This window comes from Streptomyces sp. AN091965 (assembly GCF_022698285.1).
GTDB lineage: Bacteria > Actinomycetota > Actinomycetes > Streptomycetales > Streptomycetaceae > Streptomyces.
Map to the genome: position 1 here is coordinate 5,701,556 of NZ_JALDMY010000001.1, position 17,844 is coordinate 5,719,399.

The window sequence follows — 17,844 nt, forward strand, 5'->3', positions numbered from 1 at the left end:
GAATCGTGGAGAAACTGATTGCGCTGCTCGTCGCGGCGCCTCTGCTCGGAGCGGCCGTCCTGCTGTGCGGCGGGCGCCTGCTCGACCGCGTCGGCCACTGGCTCGGCACCTTGCTCTCGGCCGTCTCCTTCGTCTTCGCCGTGGTGCTCTTCACCGACATGCTCGGCAAGGACGCGGAGGACCGCGGCCTGCACCAGCACCTGTTCAGCTGGATCCCCGTCGAGGGCTTCCAGGCCGACGTCGCCTTCCAGCTCGACCAGCTGTCGATGACGTTCGTCCTGCTGATCACCAGCGTCGGCACGCTGATCCATCTGTACTCCGTCGGGTACATGGAGCACGACGAGCGCCGCCGCCGCTTCTTCGGCTATCTGAACCTGTTCCTCGCGGCGATGCTGCTCCTCGTCCTCGCCGACAACTACCTGCTCCTGTACGTCGGCTGGGAGGGCGTCGGCCTCGCCTCGTACCTCCTGATCGGGTTCTGGCAGCACAAGCCCAGCGCGGCCACCGCGGCGAAGAAGGCCTTCCTGGTCAACCGCGTCGGCGACATGGGCCTCTCGATCGCGATCATGCTGATGTTCACCACCTTCGGGACGTTCGCCTTCGGGTCCGTCCTGGAGTCGACGGACCAGACGGGCGAGGGCAAGCTCACGGCGATCGGCCTGATGCTGCTGCTCGCGGCGTGCGGCAAGTCCGCGCAGGTGCCGCTGCAGTCCTGGCTCGGGGACGCGATGGAGGGCCCGACCCCGGTCTCCGCCCTGATCCACGCGGCGACGATGGTGACCGCGGGCGTGTATCTGATCGTGCGCTCCGGCGAGATCTTCAACGCCGCGCCGGACGCGCAGCTGGCCGTCGCGGTGGTCGGCGCGGTCACGCTGATCTTCGGTGCGATCGTCGGTTGCGCGAAGGACGACATCAAGAAGGCCCTTGCCGGGTCCACGATGTCGCAGATCGGCTACATGATCCTGGCCGCGGGCCTCGGCCCGATCGGCTACGTCTTCGCGATCATGCACCTGGTGACGCACGGCTTCTTCAAGGCCGGGCTCTTCCTCGGCGCCGGTTCGGTCATGCACGGCATGAACGACGAGGTGGACATGCGGAAGTACGGCGGCCTGCGGAAGTACATGCCGGTGACGTTCGTGACCTTCGGGCTCGGCTACCTCGCGATCATCGGCTTCCCGGGTCTTTCCGGCTTCTTCTCCAAGGACAAGATCATCGAGGCGGCGTTCGCCAAGGGCGGCACGGAGGGCTGGATCCTCGGCTCGGTGGCCCTGCTCGGCGCGGCCATCACGGCGTACTACATGACGCGCGTGATGCTCCTGACCTTCTTCGGCGAGGAGCGCTGGCGGCACCGGAAGACGGCCTCTCCCGAGGAGCCGAGTGCCGAGCCCGCCGCGGAGACGCAGGGCGAGCACGCCGAGCCGCACCCGCACGAGTCCCCGAAGACCATGACGATCCCGATGATCCTGCTGGCCTTCGGGTCGGTGTTCGCCGGCGGCTTCTTCAGCATCGGCGACCGCTTCCTGAACTGGCTGGAGCCGGTCACGCACCACGACCACGGCGACTCCCCGCTGAGCGCCGCCACGGTCACGGGCGCCACCGTGGTCGTCCTGGTCGTCGGTGTGGCCCTGGCCTGGGCGCAGTACGGGCGCAGGCCGGTCCCGGTCGTCGCCCCGCGCGGCTCCCTGCTCACCCGCGCGGCCCGCCGCGACCTGCTCCAGGACGACTTCAACCACGTGGTCCTGGTGCGCGGCGGCGAGCACCTCACGCGCTCCCTGGTGTACGTCGACCACACCCTGGTCGACGGCGTGGTCAACGGCACGGCGGCCTCGGTCGGCGGGCTCTCCGGGCGCCTGCGCAGGCTCCAGAACGGCTACGCCCGCAGCTACGCGGTCTCGATGTTCGGCGGCGCGGCGGTCCTCATCGCCGCGACGCTGCTGATGAGGGCGGTCTGATACCGATGTCCTTTCCTCTGCTGACAGCGACGGCCGTGGTGCCCGCGGTGGGCGCGATCGCCACGGCGGCCGTCCCGGCCGCCCGGCGCACCGCCGCCAAGTGGCTCGCGCTGCTCTTCTCGCTGGCCACGCTCGCGCTTGCCATCACGGCGGTCGTCCGGTTCGACCCGGACGGCGACCGGTACCAACTGACCGAGTCGCACTCCTGGATCAAGGACTTCGGGGTGCGGTACGAGCTGGGCGTGGACGGCATCGCGGTCTCCCTGATCGCGCTGACCGCCCTGCTGCTGCCCTTCATCATCCTGGCGGGCTGGCACGACGCCGACCCCCTGGAGACGAAGTCGTCGCGCTGGCGCCCGACCCAGGGCTTCTTCGCCCTGATCCTCGCCGTCGAGGCGATGGTGATCATCTCCTTCGAGGCCACCGACGTCTTCCTGTTCTACATCTTCTTCGAAGCCATGCTCATCCCGATGTACTTCCTCATCGGCGGCTTCGGGGACCGCGCCCACGCGGGCAGCGACGAGAACGCCTCGGCGCAGCGCTCGTACGCGGCCGTGAAGTTCCTCCTCTACAACCTGGTCGGCGGCCTGATCATGCTCGCCGCCGTGATCGGTCTCTACGTGGTCGCGGGGAACTTCTCGGTCCAGGAGATCGCCGCCGCGCGGGCCGACGGCTCGCTGGACATGGCGACCAACACCGAGCGGCTGCTCTTCCTCGGCTTCTTCTTCGCCTTCGCGGTGAAGGCCCCGCTGTGGCCGCTGCACACCTGGCTGCCGAACGCGATGGGGGAGGCCACCGCCCCGGTCGCCGTGCTGATCACGGCGGTGGTCGACAAGGTCGGCACGTTCGCGATGCTGCGCTTCTGCCTCCAGCTGTTCCCGGAGGCCTCGAAGTGGGCGACGCCGGTCATCCTGGTGCTCGCCCTGATCAGCATCATCTACGGCGCGCTGCTCGCCGTCGGCCAGCGAGACATCAAGCGCCTGGTGGCCTACGCGTCGATCTCCCACTTCGGGTTCATCGTCCTCGGCATCTTCGCGATGACCTCCCAGGGGCAGTCCGGCGCGACGCTCTACATGGTCAACCACGGCCTGTCGACGGCCGCCCTGATGCTGGTCGCGGGCTTCCTGATCTCGCGCCGCGGCTCGCGTCTGATCGCGGACTACGGAGGGGTGCAGAAGGTCGCCCCGGTGCTCGCAGGCACCTTCCTGGTCGGCGGTCTCGCCACGCTCTCGCTGCCGGGGCTCGCGCCGTTCGTCAGTGAGTTCCTGGTCCTGGTCGGCGCGTTCGCGCGCTATCCGGCGGTCGGGATCATCGCGACGCTCGGCATCGTGCTCGCCGCGCTCTACACCCTCGTCCTCTACCAGCGGACGATGACGGGCCCGGTGAAGCCCGAGCTCGCGAAGATGCCCGACCTGCGGGCCCGCGAGCTGGTCGTGGTGGCCCCCCTGATCGTGCTCCTCATCGGCCTCGGCGTGTACCCGAAGCCGGTGGCCGACCTGGTGAACCCGGCGGTGGAGCACACCATGTCCGACGTACAGAAGAAAGATCCCGAGCCCGAGGTGGAGGCCGCCAAGTGAGTGCGACAGCCGTCCACAGCCTGTGGACAGTGGCGGCCGAGCCGATCGACAAGATCGACGCGCCGAAGATCGAGTACGGCCAGCTCGCGCCGACGCTCATCGTCATCGGCGCCGCCGTCATCGGAGTGCTCATCGAAGCCTTCGTGCCGCGCAAGTCCCGTTACCACGCCCAGCTGTTCGTGTCGGTCGTGGCGCTCGCCGCCGCCTTCGCCGCGGTCGTCGCACTCGCCTCCGGCGGGTACGGCACCACGAAGGCGCGCATCGCCGCGATGGGAGCCATCGCGGTCGACGGGCCCGCGCTGTTCCTCCAGGGCACCATTCTCCTTGCGGGCCTGGTCGCGATCTTCACCTTCGCGGAGCGGCGCCTCGACCCGGAGGCGCACGGCAACCGCGTCGACTCCTTCGTGGCCCAGGCCGGAGCCGTCCCCGGCGGCGCGGGCGAACAGGCCGCGGTCAAGGCCGGGTTCACCACCACGGAGGTGTTCCCGCTCGCCCTCTTCGCGATCGGCGGCATGCTCGTCTTCCCGGCGGCGAACGACCTCCTGACGTTGTTCATCGCCCTGGAGGTCTTCTCGCTCCCGCTCTACCTGCTGTGCGCGCTCGCCCGCCGCAAGCGCCTCATGTCGCAGGAAGCGGCCGTGAAGTACTTCCTGCTCGGCGCCTTCGCGTCCGCGTTCACCCTCTTCGGCATCGCGCTGATCTACGGCTACGCGGGCTCGGTGTCGTACGGCGCCATCGCCGACGTCGTCGACGGCACGGTCAAGACGGTCGACCCGGCCCTCGCGAACACCATGGGCAACGACGCGCTGCTCCTGATCGGCGCCGCGATGATCCTCATGGGCCTGCTGTTCAAGGTGGGCGCGGTGCCGTTCCACATGTGGACGCCGGACGTCTACCAGGGCGCGCCCACACCGGTCACCGGCTTCATGGCGGCCGCGACGAAGGTGGCCGCGTTCGGCGCGCTCCTGCGGCTGCTGTACGTGGTCCTTCCGGGCCTGCGCTGGGACTGGCGGCCGGTGATGTGGGGCGTCGCGATCATCACGATGCTGGGCGGCGCGATCGTCGCGATCACGCAGACCGACATCAAGCGGCTCCTCGCGTACTCGTCGATCGCCCACGCGGGCTTCATCCTCGCGGGTGTCATCGCCACCACGGAGGAGGGCGTCTCGTCGGTGCTCTTCTACCTGGGCGCGTACTCGTTCGTGACCATCGGGGCGTTCGCCGTCGTGACGCTGGTGCGGGACGCGGGCGGCGAGGCGACGCACCTGTCGAAGTGGGCGGGGCTCGGACGCCGCTCGCCCCTGGTCGCCGCGGTCTTCGCGGTGTTCCTGCTCGCCTTCGCGGGCATCCCGCTGACCTCCGGGTTCTCGGGGAAGTTCGCCGTGTTCAAGGCGGCGGCCGAGGGCGGCGCGGGCGCGCTCGTGGTGGTCGGTGTGATCTCGTCGGCGATCGCGGCGTTCTTCTACATCCGGGTGATCGTGCTGATGTTCTTCAGCGAGCCCAAGGCCGACGGCCCGTCCGTGGCCGTGCCGTCGCCGCTGACGACGGCGGCCATCGGGATCGGCGTCGCCGTGACGCTGGTGCTCGGCGTGGCGCCGCAGTACTTCCTGGACCTGGCGAACCAGGCGGGTGTGTTCGTGCGCTGACCCGGTCGTCCGCTGCCGCGCGCGGGGCCCCGGCCCTCCTTCGGGAGGCCGGGGCCCTTCGCGTGCGCCGTCAGGACTGCTCGGGGCAGCGGACGGTCGGGTTCCAGGGTTCGAGCTTGCCGCTCGGGTTGTCCTTGTAGAGCCAGGCGTGCAGGTCGTAGTGGATCGGCATGCCCGGGAAGTGCCCGTCCATCGGCCCGTCGAAGGGCCGCCCGAACAGGGACGGGCGGTCGTCGTCGGTGCCCTTGTCCTGGTCGGCGTCGACGACGATCCACTCGACGGCTATGAGCTTGCGCTTGCCGTCGGCCGTGTCCTCGTAGAGCAGCGCGGCGGGCTTCGCCGGATCGACGGAGCCGAAGTTCGCCGGGTTGACGTAGTGGTACCCCATCCCGCCGAGGTCCGGGTCGGCGACGCACTCGTCGGTGCGGGCGAAGCCCGCCTTGATCGCGAGCGGCTCGTAGGCGTACTTGGCGGTCGCGGCGTAGACCTTGGCGAACTGCGCCTGCTGTGGGGGCGGCGGAGGTGCCGGGGCGGCCGCTCGCGCGGGCGTTATGGACAGGGCCAGACCGGAGGCCGCGACCAGCGCCAGGGCGGCCTGGGCGGTACGGGGCAGGGGCATGGAGGGGCTCCTCGGGCGGGTGAGGCGCGCTCGGGCGCCATGACCTGGGGCGGGCTGGGCCCCCGGGCCGCCGCAAGCAGCAGGATCACCCGGGGCGGACCGGGCGGCCAGAGCGCTTGGGCCATTGGACTGACCGAGAAGCGCCCGACCAGCCTGTGGATAACTTCCCGGGGTGTCGGCGCGGGCGCCTATCGTGGAGGCAGTGGTCGAGGTGCGACAGGCGGGGGCACGGCGATGAGCGGGAGCAGTGGGGTCGGCATGACAGAGGTGGTGGAGAGCGACGCGCTGCGGACGCTCCACCGGGTGTTCGGGTACGACGCCTTCCGGGGCGAGCAAGAAGCGATCATCGAGCACGTGGTGGCGGGCGGCGACGCGGTCGTCCTCATGCCGACCGGCGGCGGAAAGTCCCTGTGCTATCAGATCCCGGCCCTGGTCAGACCCGGTACGGGCGTGGTGGTCTCACCGTTGATCGCACTCATGCAGGACCAGGTCGACGCGCTGCGCGCCCTCGGCGTGCGCGCCGGGTTCATGAATTCGACGCAGGACTTCGACGAGCGCCGCCTCGTCGAGGCCGAGCTGCTCTCGGGCGAGCTCGACGTGCTGTATCTGGCGCCGGAGCGGCTGCGCCTCGACACCACGCTCCATCTGCTCTCCCGGGCGAAGATCTCCGTCTTCGCGATCGACGAGGCGCACTGCGTGGCCCAGTGGGGCCACGACTTCCGGCCGGACTACCTGGCCCTCTCCGTCCTCGGCGAGCGCTGGCCGGACGTCCCGCGCATCGCGCTGACGGCCACGGCGACGGACGCCACGCACCGCGAGATCACCGAGCGCCTGGCCATGCCGGACGCCAAGCACTTCGTCGCCAGTTTCGACCGGCCGAACATCCAGTACCGGATCGTGCCGAAGTCCGACCCGAAGAAGCAGCTCCTCACCTTCCTGAAGGAGGAGCACGACGGCGACGCGGGCATCGTCTACTGCCTCTCGCGCAAGTCGGTCGAGCAGATCGCCGACTTCCTCAGCTCCCACGGAGTCGAGGCGGTGCCGTACCACGCGGGTCTGGACGGTGGCACCCGCGCCCGGCACCAGTCGCGCTTCCTGCGCGAGGACGGCCTGGTCGTGGTCGCCACGATCGCCTTCGGCATGGGCATCGACAAGCCGGACGTCCGCTTCGTCGCCCACCTCGACCTGCCCAAGTCGGTGGAGGGGTACTACCAGGAAACGGGCCGGGCGGGCCGCGACGGCCTCCCCTCGACGGCCTGGATGGCGTACGGCCTCCAGGACGTCGTGCAGCAGCGCAAGCTCATCCAGTCCGGCGAGGGCGACGAGGCGTTCCGGCGCCGCTCGGCGGCCCATCTGGACGCGATGCTGGCGCTGTGCGAGGCGGCCTCCTGCCGCCGCGCCCAGCTCCTGCGGTACTTCGGCCAGGACCCGACGGCCACCGGCTGCGGGAACTGCGACACGTGTCTGACGCCCCCGGAGACCTGGGACGGCACGGTCGCCGCGCAGAAGGTCCTCTCCGCGGTGGTGCGCCTGAAGCGGGAGCGCGGCCAGAAGTTCGGCACGGGCCAGATCGTCGACATCCTGCTCGGCCGCAAGACCGCCAAGGTCATCCAGTTCGACCACGACCAGCTGTCCGTCTTCGGCATCGGCGACGACCTGAGCGAGGCCGAATGGCGGGGCGTGGTGCGACAGCTCCTTGCGCAGGGCCTCCTCGCCGTCGAGGGGGAGTACGGCACGCTCGTGCTGACCGAGGAGAGCGCCGCCGTCCTCGGCCGGCAGCGGGAGGTGCCGCTGCGCAAGGAGCCGAAGAAGCCCGCCGGGTCGGCGCGGTCCGCGCCGCGGGGCGAGCGCAAGGCCAAGGCGGCGGCTGCCGCGGCCGAGCTGCCGGAGGAGGCCGTGCCGGTCTTCGAGGCGCTGCGGGCCTGGCGGGCGGCGCAGGCGCGGGAGCAGGGCGTGCCCGCGTATGTGATCTTCCACGACGCGACACTGCGGGAGATCGCGGCCGCGCGGCCCGCGTCCGTCGCGGACCTCGGTGGCATCAGCGGGGTCGGCGAGAAGAAGCTGGCGACGTATGGGGAAGGGGTCCTAGAGGTCCTGGCGGAGGCCGGGGCGTAGCCCTCGCGGGCGGCGCCCCGGACCTCTCGCCGGGGGGCCGTGTCAGCGCGGCGGGGCCACCCGGCCCGTCACCTCGCCCAGGCCCACCCGGGTGCCGCCCGGGCCCGGTGCCCAGGCCGAGAGGGTCACCACGTCGCCGTCCTCCAGGAACGTCCGCTTGCCGGAGGGGAGTTCGAGGGGGTCGCGGCCGTTCCAGGTGAGCTCGATCAGGGAGCCGAACTGGTCGGGGGAGGGCCCGCTGACGGTGCCGGAGCCGTAGAAGTCACCGGTGCGCAGGGAGGCGCCGTTGACCGTCATGTGGGCGAGCTGCTGGGCGGCGGTCCAGTAGACGGTGGAGAAGGGCGGGTTGGAGATGACCTCGCCGTTCAGGGTGACCGTGATGCGGAGGTCGTAGCCACCGGGCCCGTCGGACGCGGAGTCGGCGGATCCGGCCGCATCGGCCGTGTCGGCTGTGTCGTCCAGGTACGGCAGGAGCGGCTCGGTGCGCTCCGGCGGGGCGACCCGCGCCGCGTCCAGGGCGTCGAGCGGCGTGACCCACGCCGAGACGGAGGTGGCGAAGGACTTGCCGAGGAACGGGCCGAGCGGCACGTACTCCCAGGCCTGGATGTCACGGGCCGACCAGTCGTTGAGGAGGCACAGGCCGAAGACGTGCTCGCGGAAGTCGGCCAGCGGCACCGGCGTGCCGAGCGTGGAGGGCTTGCCGACGACGAAGCCGACCTCCGCCTCGATGTCGAGCTTGGCGGACGGGCCGAAGACCGGGGCGGCGTCGGCGGGTGTCTTGCGCTGCCCGGCGGGGCGGATCACCTCCGTGCCGGAGACCACGACGGTGCCCGAGCGGCCGTGGTAGCCGATGGGCAGGTGCTTCCAGTTGGGGGTGAGCGGGGCCGGTGCGTCGGGGCGGAACATGCGGCCCAGGTTCGACGCGTGGTGCTCGGAGGCGTAGAAGTCCACGTAGTCGGCGACGTCGAAGGGCAGGTGCAGGGTGACGTCGGAGAGGGGGTGGAGCAGCGGGCGGATCGCGTCGCGGTGTGCGGGCTCCGTCACCCAGGCGGTCAGGGCGCGGCGGACGTCGCTCCACGTCCGGCGGCCCGCGGCAAGCAGCGGGTTCAGCGTGGGCTGGGCGAGCAGGGACACATGGGGCGAGCCGAGGGCGGCCGCGGCGGCCCCCGCGTCGAGGACGTGGGAGCCGATCCTGACACCGACGCGACGGCCCTCGCCGACGGGCACCGACCCAGGCACGGAGCCGGAAGCGGAACCGGACCCGGGGTCGGCGGATCCGGCCGGGGAGAAGACTCCGTACGGAAGATTGTGCGGGCCGAAGGGGTCGCCCTCGGGGAGATCGAGCGGATTCTGCTCGGACATGCGTTCCTGCCTCGCTTTCCAATCTGGGTGCCCCACACGTTACGTGGAAGCCCTGTATTCGGGCAGTGCCTAAAGAGTTAGCAATGTCCCGATAAACCACGCATGGAGGGTTCAGTTCCGGCTTAGGTTCCTCGGGGGGGACGCGGACGGGGTGGGTCCGGGTCGGTGCGAAGGGGACGCGTGGGGGGACCCGTGACCAATTCCAGCGGTGGTGTGCCGTGCACGCCCGACCGCGAAGTACCCGGACTCATCGTGAAGTTCGGCGACTATCCACTGCACCACGGCGGCGTGGGGGCGATCCGGAGCCTCGGCCGCGTCGGCGTACCGATGTACGCGATCACGGAGGACCGGCACACGCCCGCCGCCGCGTCCCGCTATCTCACCGGCGCCTTTCCCTGGCGGACCACCGGGGCGGAGGAGCCGGGATATCTGATCGACGGGCTGCTGCGGATCGGACGGCGCATCGGCAGGCCGGCGGTGCTCATACCGACCGACGAGGAAGCGGCCGTGCTCATCGCCGAGCACCAGCGGGAGCTGACCGACACGGATTTCGGGGGCTTCCTCTTCCCGCGCGTCGACGCCGCCCTGCCGCGCCGCCTCGCCAGCAAGGAAGGCCTGCACGAGCTGTGCGTGGAGCACGGCCTCAGCTCGCCCGCGTCGGCGTGCCCGCAGAGCCAGGACGACATCGAGAAGTTCGCGGCGACGGCGGCCTTCCCGGTGGTGGCGAAGAACCGCGAGGCGTTCCAGCGCCGCGAACGGCCCGCGGTGAACGGCACCACCCGCATCGACACCGCCCAGGGCCTGCGCCGGCTGGCCCGGGACTGGGGCGAGCGGCCCGGGGTGATCCTCCAGGAGTATCTGCCGCGCGAGCAGGCCGAGGACTGGGTGGTGCACGCCTATTTCGACGCCAACTCCGCGCCCCTCGCGCTGTTCACCGGGGTGAAGGTCCGCTCCTGGCCGCCGCACGCGGGCATGACGGCCCACGCATACGTCGTCGACAATCCGGAACTCGCCGACCTCGCCGCACGTTTCATCAAAGAGATCGGCTTCACCGGAATCATCGACCTGGACCTCCGCTTCGACCGCCGCGACGGTCAGTACAAACTGCTCGACTTCAACCCGCGCATGGGCGCCCAGTTCCGTCTCTTCGAAAGCGAGACGGGCATCGACGTCGTGCGGGCCATGCATCTGCACCTGACGGGCCGCGAGGTTCCGGAGGGCGATCAGCGCGCCGGCCACCGCTATGTGGTGGAGAACATCGACCTGCCCGCCCTCATCGCCTACCGCCGCAGCGGATACGTCACGCCGCACGCCCCCGCCCGAGCCAGCGGCACCGAGCTCGCCTGGCTCGCCGCCGACGACATGAAGCCGTTCTTCACGATGCTGGCACGCTTCATCCGACCGGGGGCGGTCCACCTGTATCAGCTGTGGCGGGCCGGACGGCGGTGCGGGACGCGGTAACCGGGGGGACCGCAGCTACGGGGGACGCAGTCACGGGGGAGCAAGGAGAAGATCCACGAGGTAAGGCAGTGTGCCGTGCGACGGCACGGTGCATGCGATGTCCTGGGGAGGGACTTCGTGAAGCAACCAGTAGCAGTCATCGGGGCAGGCCCCTACGGCCTGTCCGCCGCAGCTCATCTCCGCGCGCGGGGCGTCCGCGTCCGCGTCTTCGGCGACCCCATGGTCAGCTGGCGTTCCCACATGCCCGCGGGAATGCTCCTGAAGTCGACCCCGGCGGCGTCGACCATCGACGCCCCGCAGCCGGGCCACACCCTCACCGACTACTGCGCGGCGGCGGGCATCCCGCGCCTGGTCACGGACGAGGACATCATCCCGGCCGACACGTTCGTCCGGTACGGACAGTGGTTCCAGGAGAAGCTCGTGCCCGGCCTGGAGCGGGTGCGGGTGGTGTCCGTCGAGCGCGGTGAGCGCGGCGGGTTCGAGCTCAAGCTCGACTCGGGGGAGCAGTTCACGGCCCCCGCGGTCGTCGTCGCCAGCGGTCTGACGGGCCTCGCGCAGCTCCCGCCCGCCCTGGCCGCCGCCGTGCCCGACGGGCCCTCGCCCGCGGGCCCCTTCTCGCACAGCTCCCAGCACCACGACCTGTCGCGGTACGCGGACACCGACCTGCTCGTCGTCGGCGCGGGCCAGTCCGCCCTGGAGACGGCCGTGCTCGCCGCCGAGGCGGGCGCCCGGGTCCGGCTCGTGGCCCGCGGCAGGGGCGCCATCGGCTTCGGCGCGCCCCCGTGGCAGCAGCCCAGGATGCGCCCGGAGTCGCCCTTCGGCCGCGCCTGGTCGCTGTACGCGCTGAGCTACCACGCCGAGCTGTACCGCCATCTCCCGCCGCAGGCCCGGCACTTCCTCGTCCGCCGGGTCCTCGGGCCGCTCGGCGCCTGGTGGCTGCGCGAGCGGTTCCAGGCGCGGGTCGATGCCCGGGAGATGCGGCGCGTGGTGCGGGCCGAGGTCCACGACGGCCGGCCCCTCCTCACCGTGGAGTCGCTCGGCGGCCGCACGCGGGAGCTCACCGCCGACCACGTCATCGCCGCCACGGGCTACCGCGTCGACCTTGCCGCCCTCAGCTTCCTCGGGCACGGCCTGCGCGCCGGCATGGCGGTCAGCCGCGGCACGCCCCGGCTCGGCGAGGGCTATGCGTCCTCGGTCCCGGGCCTGTACTTCACGGGCATGCTGGCCGGGTCGTCGTACGGGCCCGTGATGCGGTTCGTGTGCGGCACGGAGTTCGCGTCGCCGCGATTGGCCCGGCACCTGGCGGCCGCGTACGGCTGAGGGCCGCGTCGACCGGCCGTCGCGCCGGTCGGCCGCCGCGAGAGGGGGGCCGCGAGAGGGGGGCCGTCGTCGTCAGCGGGTCCGCTGTGGCTGATCGCGCAGTTCCCCGCGCCCCTCAAGGGGCGCTGTCGGCATCGGCGCGGGCTCGGCGGCGCGCATGCGCTCCGGCGTCCAGTAGTCCCCGGCCGCGCCCGGCCCGTGCTCGGCGCGCTCGCTGCGCACGGTGTCCGACTTCGCCCCCGCCCCGGGCGAGGCCGGGCGCCCGCCGCCGTCCGCGGCCGAGGCCTGCCAGGCGAGGCCCGCGGTGAGCAGGGCGAGGGCGGTCGCGGTGGTGAGGGCGAGCTTGCGGTGCTGCGGGAGGGCCATGTCGTTCCTTGCTTCTCGGGTCGTGCCGGTCCTGTCGTGTGACGTGGCCGGGCGCCGACAGGTTCCGTCACCTGCGCGAGCTCCGGCGGAGCGCTCGTGAGGCACGGCGAAGGCCCCGCGTTCACAGGGGAGTTCGAGGGCAGGGCGCGCGGGTGTGCGCACGGGCGTCCGGCGGCGGCCCGGGGCGCCCGGGACGGACGGCGGGACGCGGGGCGAACCGGCACCCCCGTCGCCGCGGCCGCCGTACGGCCCGCCTCGTTCCGGTGAACCGGGAGCGGGCGGTCACGCCCGGCGCGCTTCTGCGCCCCCGGCGCGTACGGGCAGGGGACGTTGGCCGCACGACCTGGTGCATGCCGGGAGTGCGCCGGGCGCACCCAAAGCGTCACAGGTCCTGTCACACGGCTTACCGGCCGGGCTCGGATCCGTATTCTTCGGATCATGGCCGCTCCCCTCGCATATTCCCTCATCGCTACTGACCTGGACGGAACGCTGCTGCGCGGCGACGACACGGTCTCCGACCGCTCCCGCCGGGCGCTGGCCGCCGCGAGCGAGGGCGGAGCGCGGCACCTCGTCGTCACCGGACGCCCCGCGCCCCGCGTGCGCCCGCTCTTCGACGACCTCGGGTACGACGGGCTCGCCGTGTGCGGGCAGGGCGCGCAGCTGTACGACGCCGGGGCCGACCGCATGGTGTGGTCGGTGACCCTGGACCGGGAGCTCGCGGAGGTGGCGCTCGGCAAGATCGAGGCGGAGGTCGGCCAGGTCTTCGCGGCGGTCGACCAGGACGGGGCCGAGGGCCTGACCCTGATCGAGCCCGGGTACGAGATGCCGCACCCGACGCTGCCCGCGATGCGGGTGCCCGGCCGTGACGTGCTCTGGGAGGAGCCGATCAGCAAGGTGCTCCTGCGGCACCCCACGCTGGCGGACGACGAGTTGGCCCAGGTCGCCCGGGGAGTCGTGGGCTCGCTCGCGACGGTGACGATGTCCGGGCCCGGCACGGTGGAACTCCAGCCCTGCGGGGTCACCAAGGCGACCGGGCTCGCCCTCGCGGCGGAGCGGCTCGGCCTGCGGGCGGCCGACACGATCGCGTTCGGTGACATGCCGAACGACATCCCGATGTTCGTCTGGGCGGCGCACGGCGTGGCGATGGCCAACGCCCACCACGAACTGAAGGCGGTGGCGGACGAATTGACGCTGTCCAACGAGGAGGACGGGATCGCCGTGGTCCTGGAGCGGATGCTGAGTGCCGATGGCCGGAAAGCGGTGGGTGGCGGACGGCGCACCTGAGGCCGCCCGGGAGGGTGCTGGGTGGCCGCCGGATCACTCAGCGTGGCCCGGCGGCGCGGGCTGTCGCGGCCCCGTCGTGCGGCCCCGTCGCGGGCTGCGCCGCCGCCCGGCGGCGACGGCCGCGAGGAGGGTGCTCGGCATGTGGGGCGCATCGCCCGTCGGGTGGCAAAGCGGTCATTTCATGTCTATCGGGCAGGCTGGCCCCCTCTGGTCGGGCAGGTGCTCGCTGTGATCGAAAGGCGACCGGATACGCTGACTTGAGTGATGGCAGCGACACATCGACAAACCGTGTCATCGACGAGTGATCGACCGAGTGATCGACTTGTGATCGTCAGCAGACAGGAGAACCCCTCGTGACCGTCGTCGGGCCCTTCGGGCTGAGCGTGCGGGACCAGGCTCTCGAAGCCGATGTCCAGGCCGGATTGGCGGCTGTCGAGGAGGGCCTGCTCGAGGCCACCAAGAGCGAAGTGCCGTTCATCACCGAGGCGGCGCAGCACCTCGTCCGCGCGGGGGGCAAACGTTTTCGGCCACTCCTGGTGATGCTGGCGGCCCAGTTCGGCGATCCCTACGCGCCCGGCATCGTGCCGTCCGCCGTGGTCGTGGAGCTCACGCACCTCGCGACGCTCTACCACGACGACGTGATGGACGAGGCCGATGTGCGCCGTGGCGTGCCCAGCGCCAACCAGCGCTGGGGCAACTCCGTGGCCGTCCTCACCGGCGACTTCCTCTTCGCGCGCGCCTCGCACATCCTGGCCGACCTCGGCCCCGAGGCCGTACGCATCCAGGCCGAGGCCTTCGAGCGCCTCGTCACCGGGCAGATCCTGGAGACGGCGGGGCCGCGTGACGGGCGCGACCCGGTCGAGCACTACCTGGACGTCATCGGCGGCAAGACCGGCTCGCTGATCGCCGTGGCGGGCCGCTTCGGCGCGATGATGTCCGGCGCGGACGAGACGGTCGTGGACGTCCTGACCCAGTACGGGGAGCGGCTCGGGGTCGCCTTCCAGCTCGCCGACGACGTGCTCGACATCGCGTCCGACTCCACCGAGTCCGGCAAGACGCCCGGCACGGACCTGCGCGAGGGCATCCCCACGCTGCCGGTGCTGCGGCTGCGCGAGCGGGTGGAGCGGCTCGGGCTCGCGGAGGACGTCGCGCTGAGCGAGCTGCTCGACTCCGACCTCACGGACGACGCCCGGCACGCCGAGGCGCTCTCGCTGCTGCGCGCCCACCCCGCGCTCGAGCAGGCGCGGCGGGACACCGTGCGGTACGCGCAGGAGGCGCGCGCCACGCTGGCGCCGCTGGCGGAGGGGGACGCCAAGGCGGCCCTCGTCGAGCTCTGCGACCTGGTGGTGCACCGGGCGGGGTGACCCTCCGGGCCTGCCGTCCCTGTGGTGCGTGTCACATCAATTGGCTGAGCCTGGATTGAGTCCAGGCTCAGATCCGTTCCGTACTCATGCCCGGAAGCCGACGCAGGGGGCGTTGGCTGCGGAACGGGGAGATTTCACGCCATGGGCGCTTTCACTGCGTATGCGAAGAACCGCCGCCGGGCGCTGCTCGCCTCCGGGGTCGCGGTGGCCACTGCCGGCGCCCTGGGCGCGGCCGTGCTCCCCGCGACGGCGAGGGACGCCACCGGCACCGGCACTGCTACCGGCGGCGCCCTCCTCGTGGCGAGCCTGAACGGCGCCAACGAGGTGCCCGTGCCCGGCGGCCCCGCCGTCGGCGACAAGGACGGCGCCGCGCTCCAGTTCGTCCGGATCAAGGGCGACAAGGTCACTGTCACCGCCACGTGGCGCGGCACGGCCAGGCCCACCGCCCTCCACATCCACCAGGGCGGGAAGGGAACGAACGGGGGCGTCAAGGTCGACTTCACCGGGCTCCTGGCCGACGCCGAGCACCGGCGGGTCACCGGCACGGTCACGGTGCGCGACCCGGCCCTGCTCAAGCGCCTGAAGACGAAGCCGACCGCCTTCTACGCCAACCTGCACACCGCCCAGTTCCCGGGCGGAGCCGTCCGGGGCCAGCTCCACCGGGTCACCGCCGGTGCCGCCCGCGGCTTCCAGGCCCCGGTCGTCAAGGGCGAGCAGATCTACCAGTGCGCCGAGCGCCCGGACGGGACGTACGCCTTCGCGCAGCGCGACGTGCGCGCGACGCTCGGCGGCCGCATCGCGCACGACTTCGTCGCCCCGAACTCCGGTACGCCGCGCTGGCGGGCCCCGGACCGCAGCGCCGTCACCGGCCGGCTGCTCTCCAAGACGCCGAACGGCGCGAAGAACATCCCCGAGCTCGACCTCATGGCCGAGCAGGCCGGGCGGCACACCGGCCTCCTCGCGCACACCGTCGAGATCCTGCGCCTGAACACGGTGGGTGGCGTCCAGCCCGCGGGCGCGTGCAGGCCCGGCGCGATCGCCTCCGTGCCGTACGCGGCGGACTACGTGTTCGTCCAGCGCTGACCGGGCAAGCCCGCGCGCCCGCTCCGGCGGCGCGCGCGGCCCACCGAACCACTGTGCGGACGACCGGCCCGGCAGCCCCCCGGCGGGCCGGTCGTCACCTCCGGGGCGGCGCCTCCCCTTACGGGACGGGGGAGGCGCCGCCCCTTTTTGTCATCCCGTAGCAGTACGCGGAGTTGCTCCCGGGGTCTGACGCTTCCCGCTGGCCGATTTGGTCGGATGGAGACCGTCGAAAGGCGAACAGGGACCACCACTCCTGACCAATTCGGGTGAGAATGGCGGCGCGGGGTGGACGAGCGCGTCTACGAAACGGAAAGCCGCCGCCGACCACGGAGGTAAGGCACACAATGGCACCGTACGAACCGGAGCAGGGCACGACCGACGCCGAGGAGCTGAGCGCGGGCCGCCGCAAGGCGGCGCGCTACCTCGTCCCGGTCGCGGTGGCGGGGGTGGCGGCGGCGACCATCGGGCTGGTCCCGGCGCTCGCGTCCGGCGGCGACCCGGACCTGCCCAAGCTGACCGCACAGGAACTCATCGAGAAGATCGCCGCGTCGGACACCGAGCAGCTGTCCGGCACCGTGAAGATCAACACGGATCTGGGCCTGCCGTCGTTCGGCGGTGGCGCCGGCGCGTTCGCGCCGGGCGGCGCCGGTGGCGGGGGCGGCGAGGACGACGAGGGCTCGGCCGCCGACCCGGCGGCCAAGCTGATGGAGCTGGCGTCCGGCTCGCACACGCTGCGCGTCGCGGCGGACGGCCCCGACAAGCAGAAGGTCTCCGTCCTGGACGACGCCGCCGAGTACAGCGTGATCCACAACGGCGACGACGTATGGGCGTACGACAGCGCGACGAACGAGGCGTACCACACCAAGGACACCGGCAAGTCCGGTGACCGGTCCGGCAAGAAGGGCGACCTGCCGAAGGACGTCCCGGCCACGCCCAAGGAGTTCGCGCGCCAGGCCCTGAAGGCGGCCGACAAGACGACGTCGGTGAAGGTCGACGGCAGCGCGAAGGTCGCGGGCCGCGACGCGTACCGCCTGGTGCTCAAGCCGAAGGACGCGGGCACCACGGTCGGCCGGATCACCATCGCGGTCGACGCGAAGACGGGCACGCCGCTGAAGTTCACGCTCACCCCGGCGAGCGGCGGCGCGGCGGTCGTCGACGTCGGCTTCACGAAGGTCGACTTCGCCGAGCCGTCCGCGTCCACCTTCGACTTCAAGCCCGCGAAGGGCACGAAGGTCACCGAGGAGGACGGCAGGGCGGGCAAGCACGGGTCCGGCGACTTCAAGGGCGCGGAGCCCGCGGTCAACGTGATCGGCGAGGGCTGGACGTCCGTCGCCGAGCTGGAACTGCCCGGCGGCCAGGGCCTGCCCACGTCGGGCTCCGCCGACGTACCGGCGGACGCCCAGCGGTTCCTGGACTCCCTCGGGGACAAGGTCAGCGGCAAGTTCGGCTCGGGCACGGTCTTCAAGACCCGGCTGATCAACGCCCTGATCACCGACGACGGCAAGGTGTACGTGGGCGCGGTGACGAAGGACGCGCTGGTCGAGGCGGCGAACCGCTAGCGCGGGGCGCCGACGGGCGACCGGGCGGCGGGCCGGGGCACCCCCCCGGCCCGCCGCGACGGCGCTCGGCCCCGGCCCCCTACCGGCGACGGCGGGACCAGCACGACCACCGGCCGCCGGCCGGACGACAGGAGGA

Annotated in this window: 13 protein-coding genes; 10 read left to right on the forward strand and 3 right to left on the reverse strand. The window is 71.9% G+C overall.

The window, feature by feature from the left end:
* The first annotated feature begins 5 nt into the window (after positions 1–5).
* The 3 genes from nuoL to nuoN are packed head-to-tail and all read left to right on the forward strand — an operon-like array spanning position 6 to position 5,175.
* Positions 6–1,952: an NADH-quinone oxidoreductase subunit L gene (nuoL, locus tag MQV74_RS24215; RefSeq protein WP_242720986.1), complete on the forward strand. Its 1,947-nt coding sequence runs from the start codon at positions 6–8 to the stop codon at positions 1,950–1,952.
* A 5-nt stretch (positions 1,953–1,957) separates the two neighbouring features.
* Positions 1,958–3,529, forward strand: coding sequence for an NADH-quinone oxidoreductase subunit M (locus MQV74_RS24220; RefSeq protein WP_138961254.1), 1,572 nt, complete (start codon positions 1,958–1,960; stop codon positions 3,527–3,529).
* The gene (gene nuoN / locus MQV74_RS24225; RefSeq protein ID WP_242720989.1) at positions 3,526–5,175 is read left to right on the forward strand and encodes an NADH-quinone oxidoreductase subunit NuoN; all 1,650 of its coding nucleotides are present in this window, start codon (positions 3,526–3,528) and stop codon (positions 5,173–5,175) included. The genes MQV74_RS24220 and nuoN overlap by 4 nt, the downstream gene beginning before the upstream one ends.
* 70 nt (positions 5,176–5,245) lie before the next feature.
* Here the strand turns inward: nuoN and MQV74_RS24230 are convergent, their stop codons facing one another.
* Positions 5,246–5,794 (reverse strand): hypothetical protein, encoded by a 549-nt coding sequence (locus tag MQV74_RS24230; protein ID WP_242720992.1) that lies wholly within the window; start codon positions 5,792–5,794, stop codon positions 5,246–5,248.
* A 258-nt stretch (positions 5,795–6,052) separates the two neighbouring features.
* Between MQV74_RS24230 and recQ the strand changes: the two genes are divergently transcribed.
* Complete coding sequence (gene recQ / locus MQV74_RS24235; protein ID WP_242720995.1) at positions 6,053–7,909, forward strand: DNA helicase RecQ; 1,857 nt, start codon at positions 6,053–6,055, stop codon at positions 7,907–7,909.
* 42 nt (positions 7,910–7,951) lie between these two features.
* Here recQ and fahA read toward each other — a convergent pair whose 3' ends face one another.
* Positions 7,952–9,271: a fumarylacetoacetase gene (fahA, locus tag MQV74_RS24240; RefSeq protein WP_242720998.1), complete on the reverse strand. Its 1,320-nt coding sequence runs from the start codon at positions 9,269–9,271 to the stop codon at positions 7,952–7,954.
* A 213-nt stretch (positions 9,272–9,484) separates the two neighbouring features.
* Between fahA and MQV74_RS24245 the strand changes: the two genes are divergently transcribed.
* Together MQV74_RS24245 and MQV74_RS24250 are read left to right on the forward strand one after the other, a co-directional pair.
* Positions 9,485–10,732: a carboxylate--amine ligase gene (locus MQV74_RS24245; RefSeq protein WP_242729078.1), complete on the forward strand. Its 1,248-nt coding sequence runs from the start codon at positions 9,485–9,487 to the stop codon at positions 10,730–10,732.
* Between the two features lie 117 nt (positions 10,733–10,849).
* On the forward strand, positions 10,850–12,052 hold the full coding sequence (locus MQV74_RS24250) for an FAD-dependent oxidoreductase (protein WP_242721001.1): 1,203 nt from the start codon (positions 10,850–10,852) through the stop codon (positions 12,050–12,052).
* Between the two features lie 72 nt (positions 12,053–12,124).
* Here the strand turns inward: MQV74_RS24250 and MQV74_RS24255 are convergent, their stop codons facing one another.
* Positions 12,125–12,418: a hypothetical protein gene (locus tag MQV74_RS24255; protein WP_242721004.1), complete on the reverse strand. Its 294-nt coding sequence runs from the start codon at positions 12,416–12,418 to the stop codon at positions 12,125–12,127.
* 438 nt (positions 12,419–12,856) lie between these two features.
* Here MQV74_RS24255 and MQV74_RS24260 point away from each other — a divergent pair, with 438 nt between their 5' ends.
* The 4 genes from MQV74_RS24260 to MQV74_RS24275 all read left to right on the forward strand — a co-directional run bounded on the left by MQV74_RS24260 (position 12,857) and on the right by MQV74_RS24275 (position 17,708).
* Complete coding sequence (locus MQV74_RS24260; protein ID WP_242721007.1) at positions 12,857–13,702, forward strand: HAD family hydrolase; 846 nt, start codon at positions 12,857–12,859, stop codon at positions 13,700–13,702.
* A 353-nt stretch (positions 13,703–14,055) separates the two neighbouring features.
* The gene (locus tag MQV74_RS24265) at positions 14,056–15,066 is read left to right on the forward strand and encodes a polyprenyl synthetase family protein (RefSeq protein ID WP_242721010.1); all 1,011 of its coding nucleotides are present in this window, start codon (positions 14,056–14,058) and stop codon (positions 15,064–15,066) included.
* A 141-nt stretch (positions 15,067–15,207) separates the two neighbouring features.
* Positions 15,208–16,149 (forward strand): CHRD domain-containing protein, encoded by a 942-nt coding sequence (locus tag MQV74_RS24270; protein ID WP_242721013.1) that lies wholly within the window; start codon positions 15,208–15,210, stop codon positions 16,147–16,149.
* A gap of 344 nt (positions 16,150–16,493) precedes the next feature.
* Complete coding sequence (locus MQV74_RS24275; RefSeq protein WP_242721016.1) at positions 16,494–17,708, forward strand: LolA family protein; 1,215 nt, start codon at positions 16,494–16,496, stop codon at positions 17,706–17,708.
* Positions 17,709–17,844 lie beyond the last annotated feature (136 nt).

Excerpts from the sequence above, each read along its gene's own strand:
- MQV74_RS24220 (WP_138961254.1), top strand. The coding sequence starts at position 1,958 with ATGTCCTTTCCTCTGCTGACAGCGACGGCCGTGGTGCCCGCGGTGGGC.
- MQV74_RS24230 (WP_242720992.1), bottom strand. The coding sequence starts at position 5,794 with ATGCCCCTGCCCCGTACCGCCCAGGCCGCCCTGGCGCTGGTCGCGGCC.
- recQ (WP_242720995.1), top strand. The coding sequence starts at position 6,053 with ATGACAGAGGTGGTGGAGAGCGACGCGCTGCGGACGCTCCACCGGGTG.
- fahA (WP_242720998.1), bottom strand. The coding sequence starts at position 9,271 with ATGTCCGAGCAGAATCCGCTCGATCTCCCCGAGGGCGACCCCTTCGGC.
- MQV74_RS24255 (WP_242721004.1), bottom strand. The coding sequence starts at position 12,418 with ATGGCCCTCCCGCAGCACCGCAAGCTCGCCCTCACCACCGCGACCGCC.
- MQV74_RS24260 (WP_242721007.1), top strand. The coding sequence starts at position 12,857 with ATGGCCGCTCCCCTCGCATATTCCCTCATCGCTACTGACCTGGACGGA.
- MQV74_RS24270 (WP_242721013.1), top strand. The coding sequence starts at position 15,208 with ATGGGCGCTTTCACTGCGTATGCGAAGAACCGCCGCCGGGCGCTGCTC.
- MQV74_RS24275 (WP_242721016.1), top strand. The coding sequence starts at position 16,494 with ATGGCACCGTACGAACCGGAGCAGGGCACGACCGACGCCGAGGAGCTG.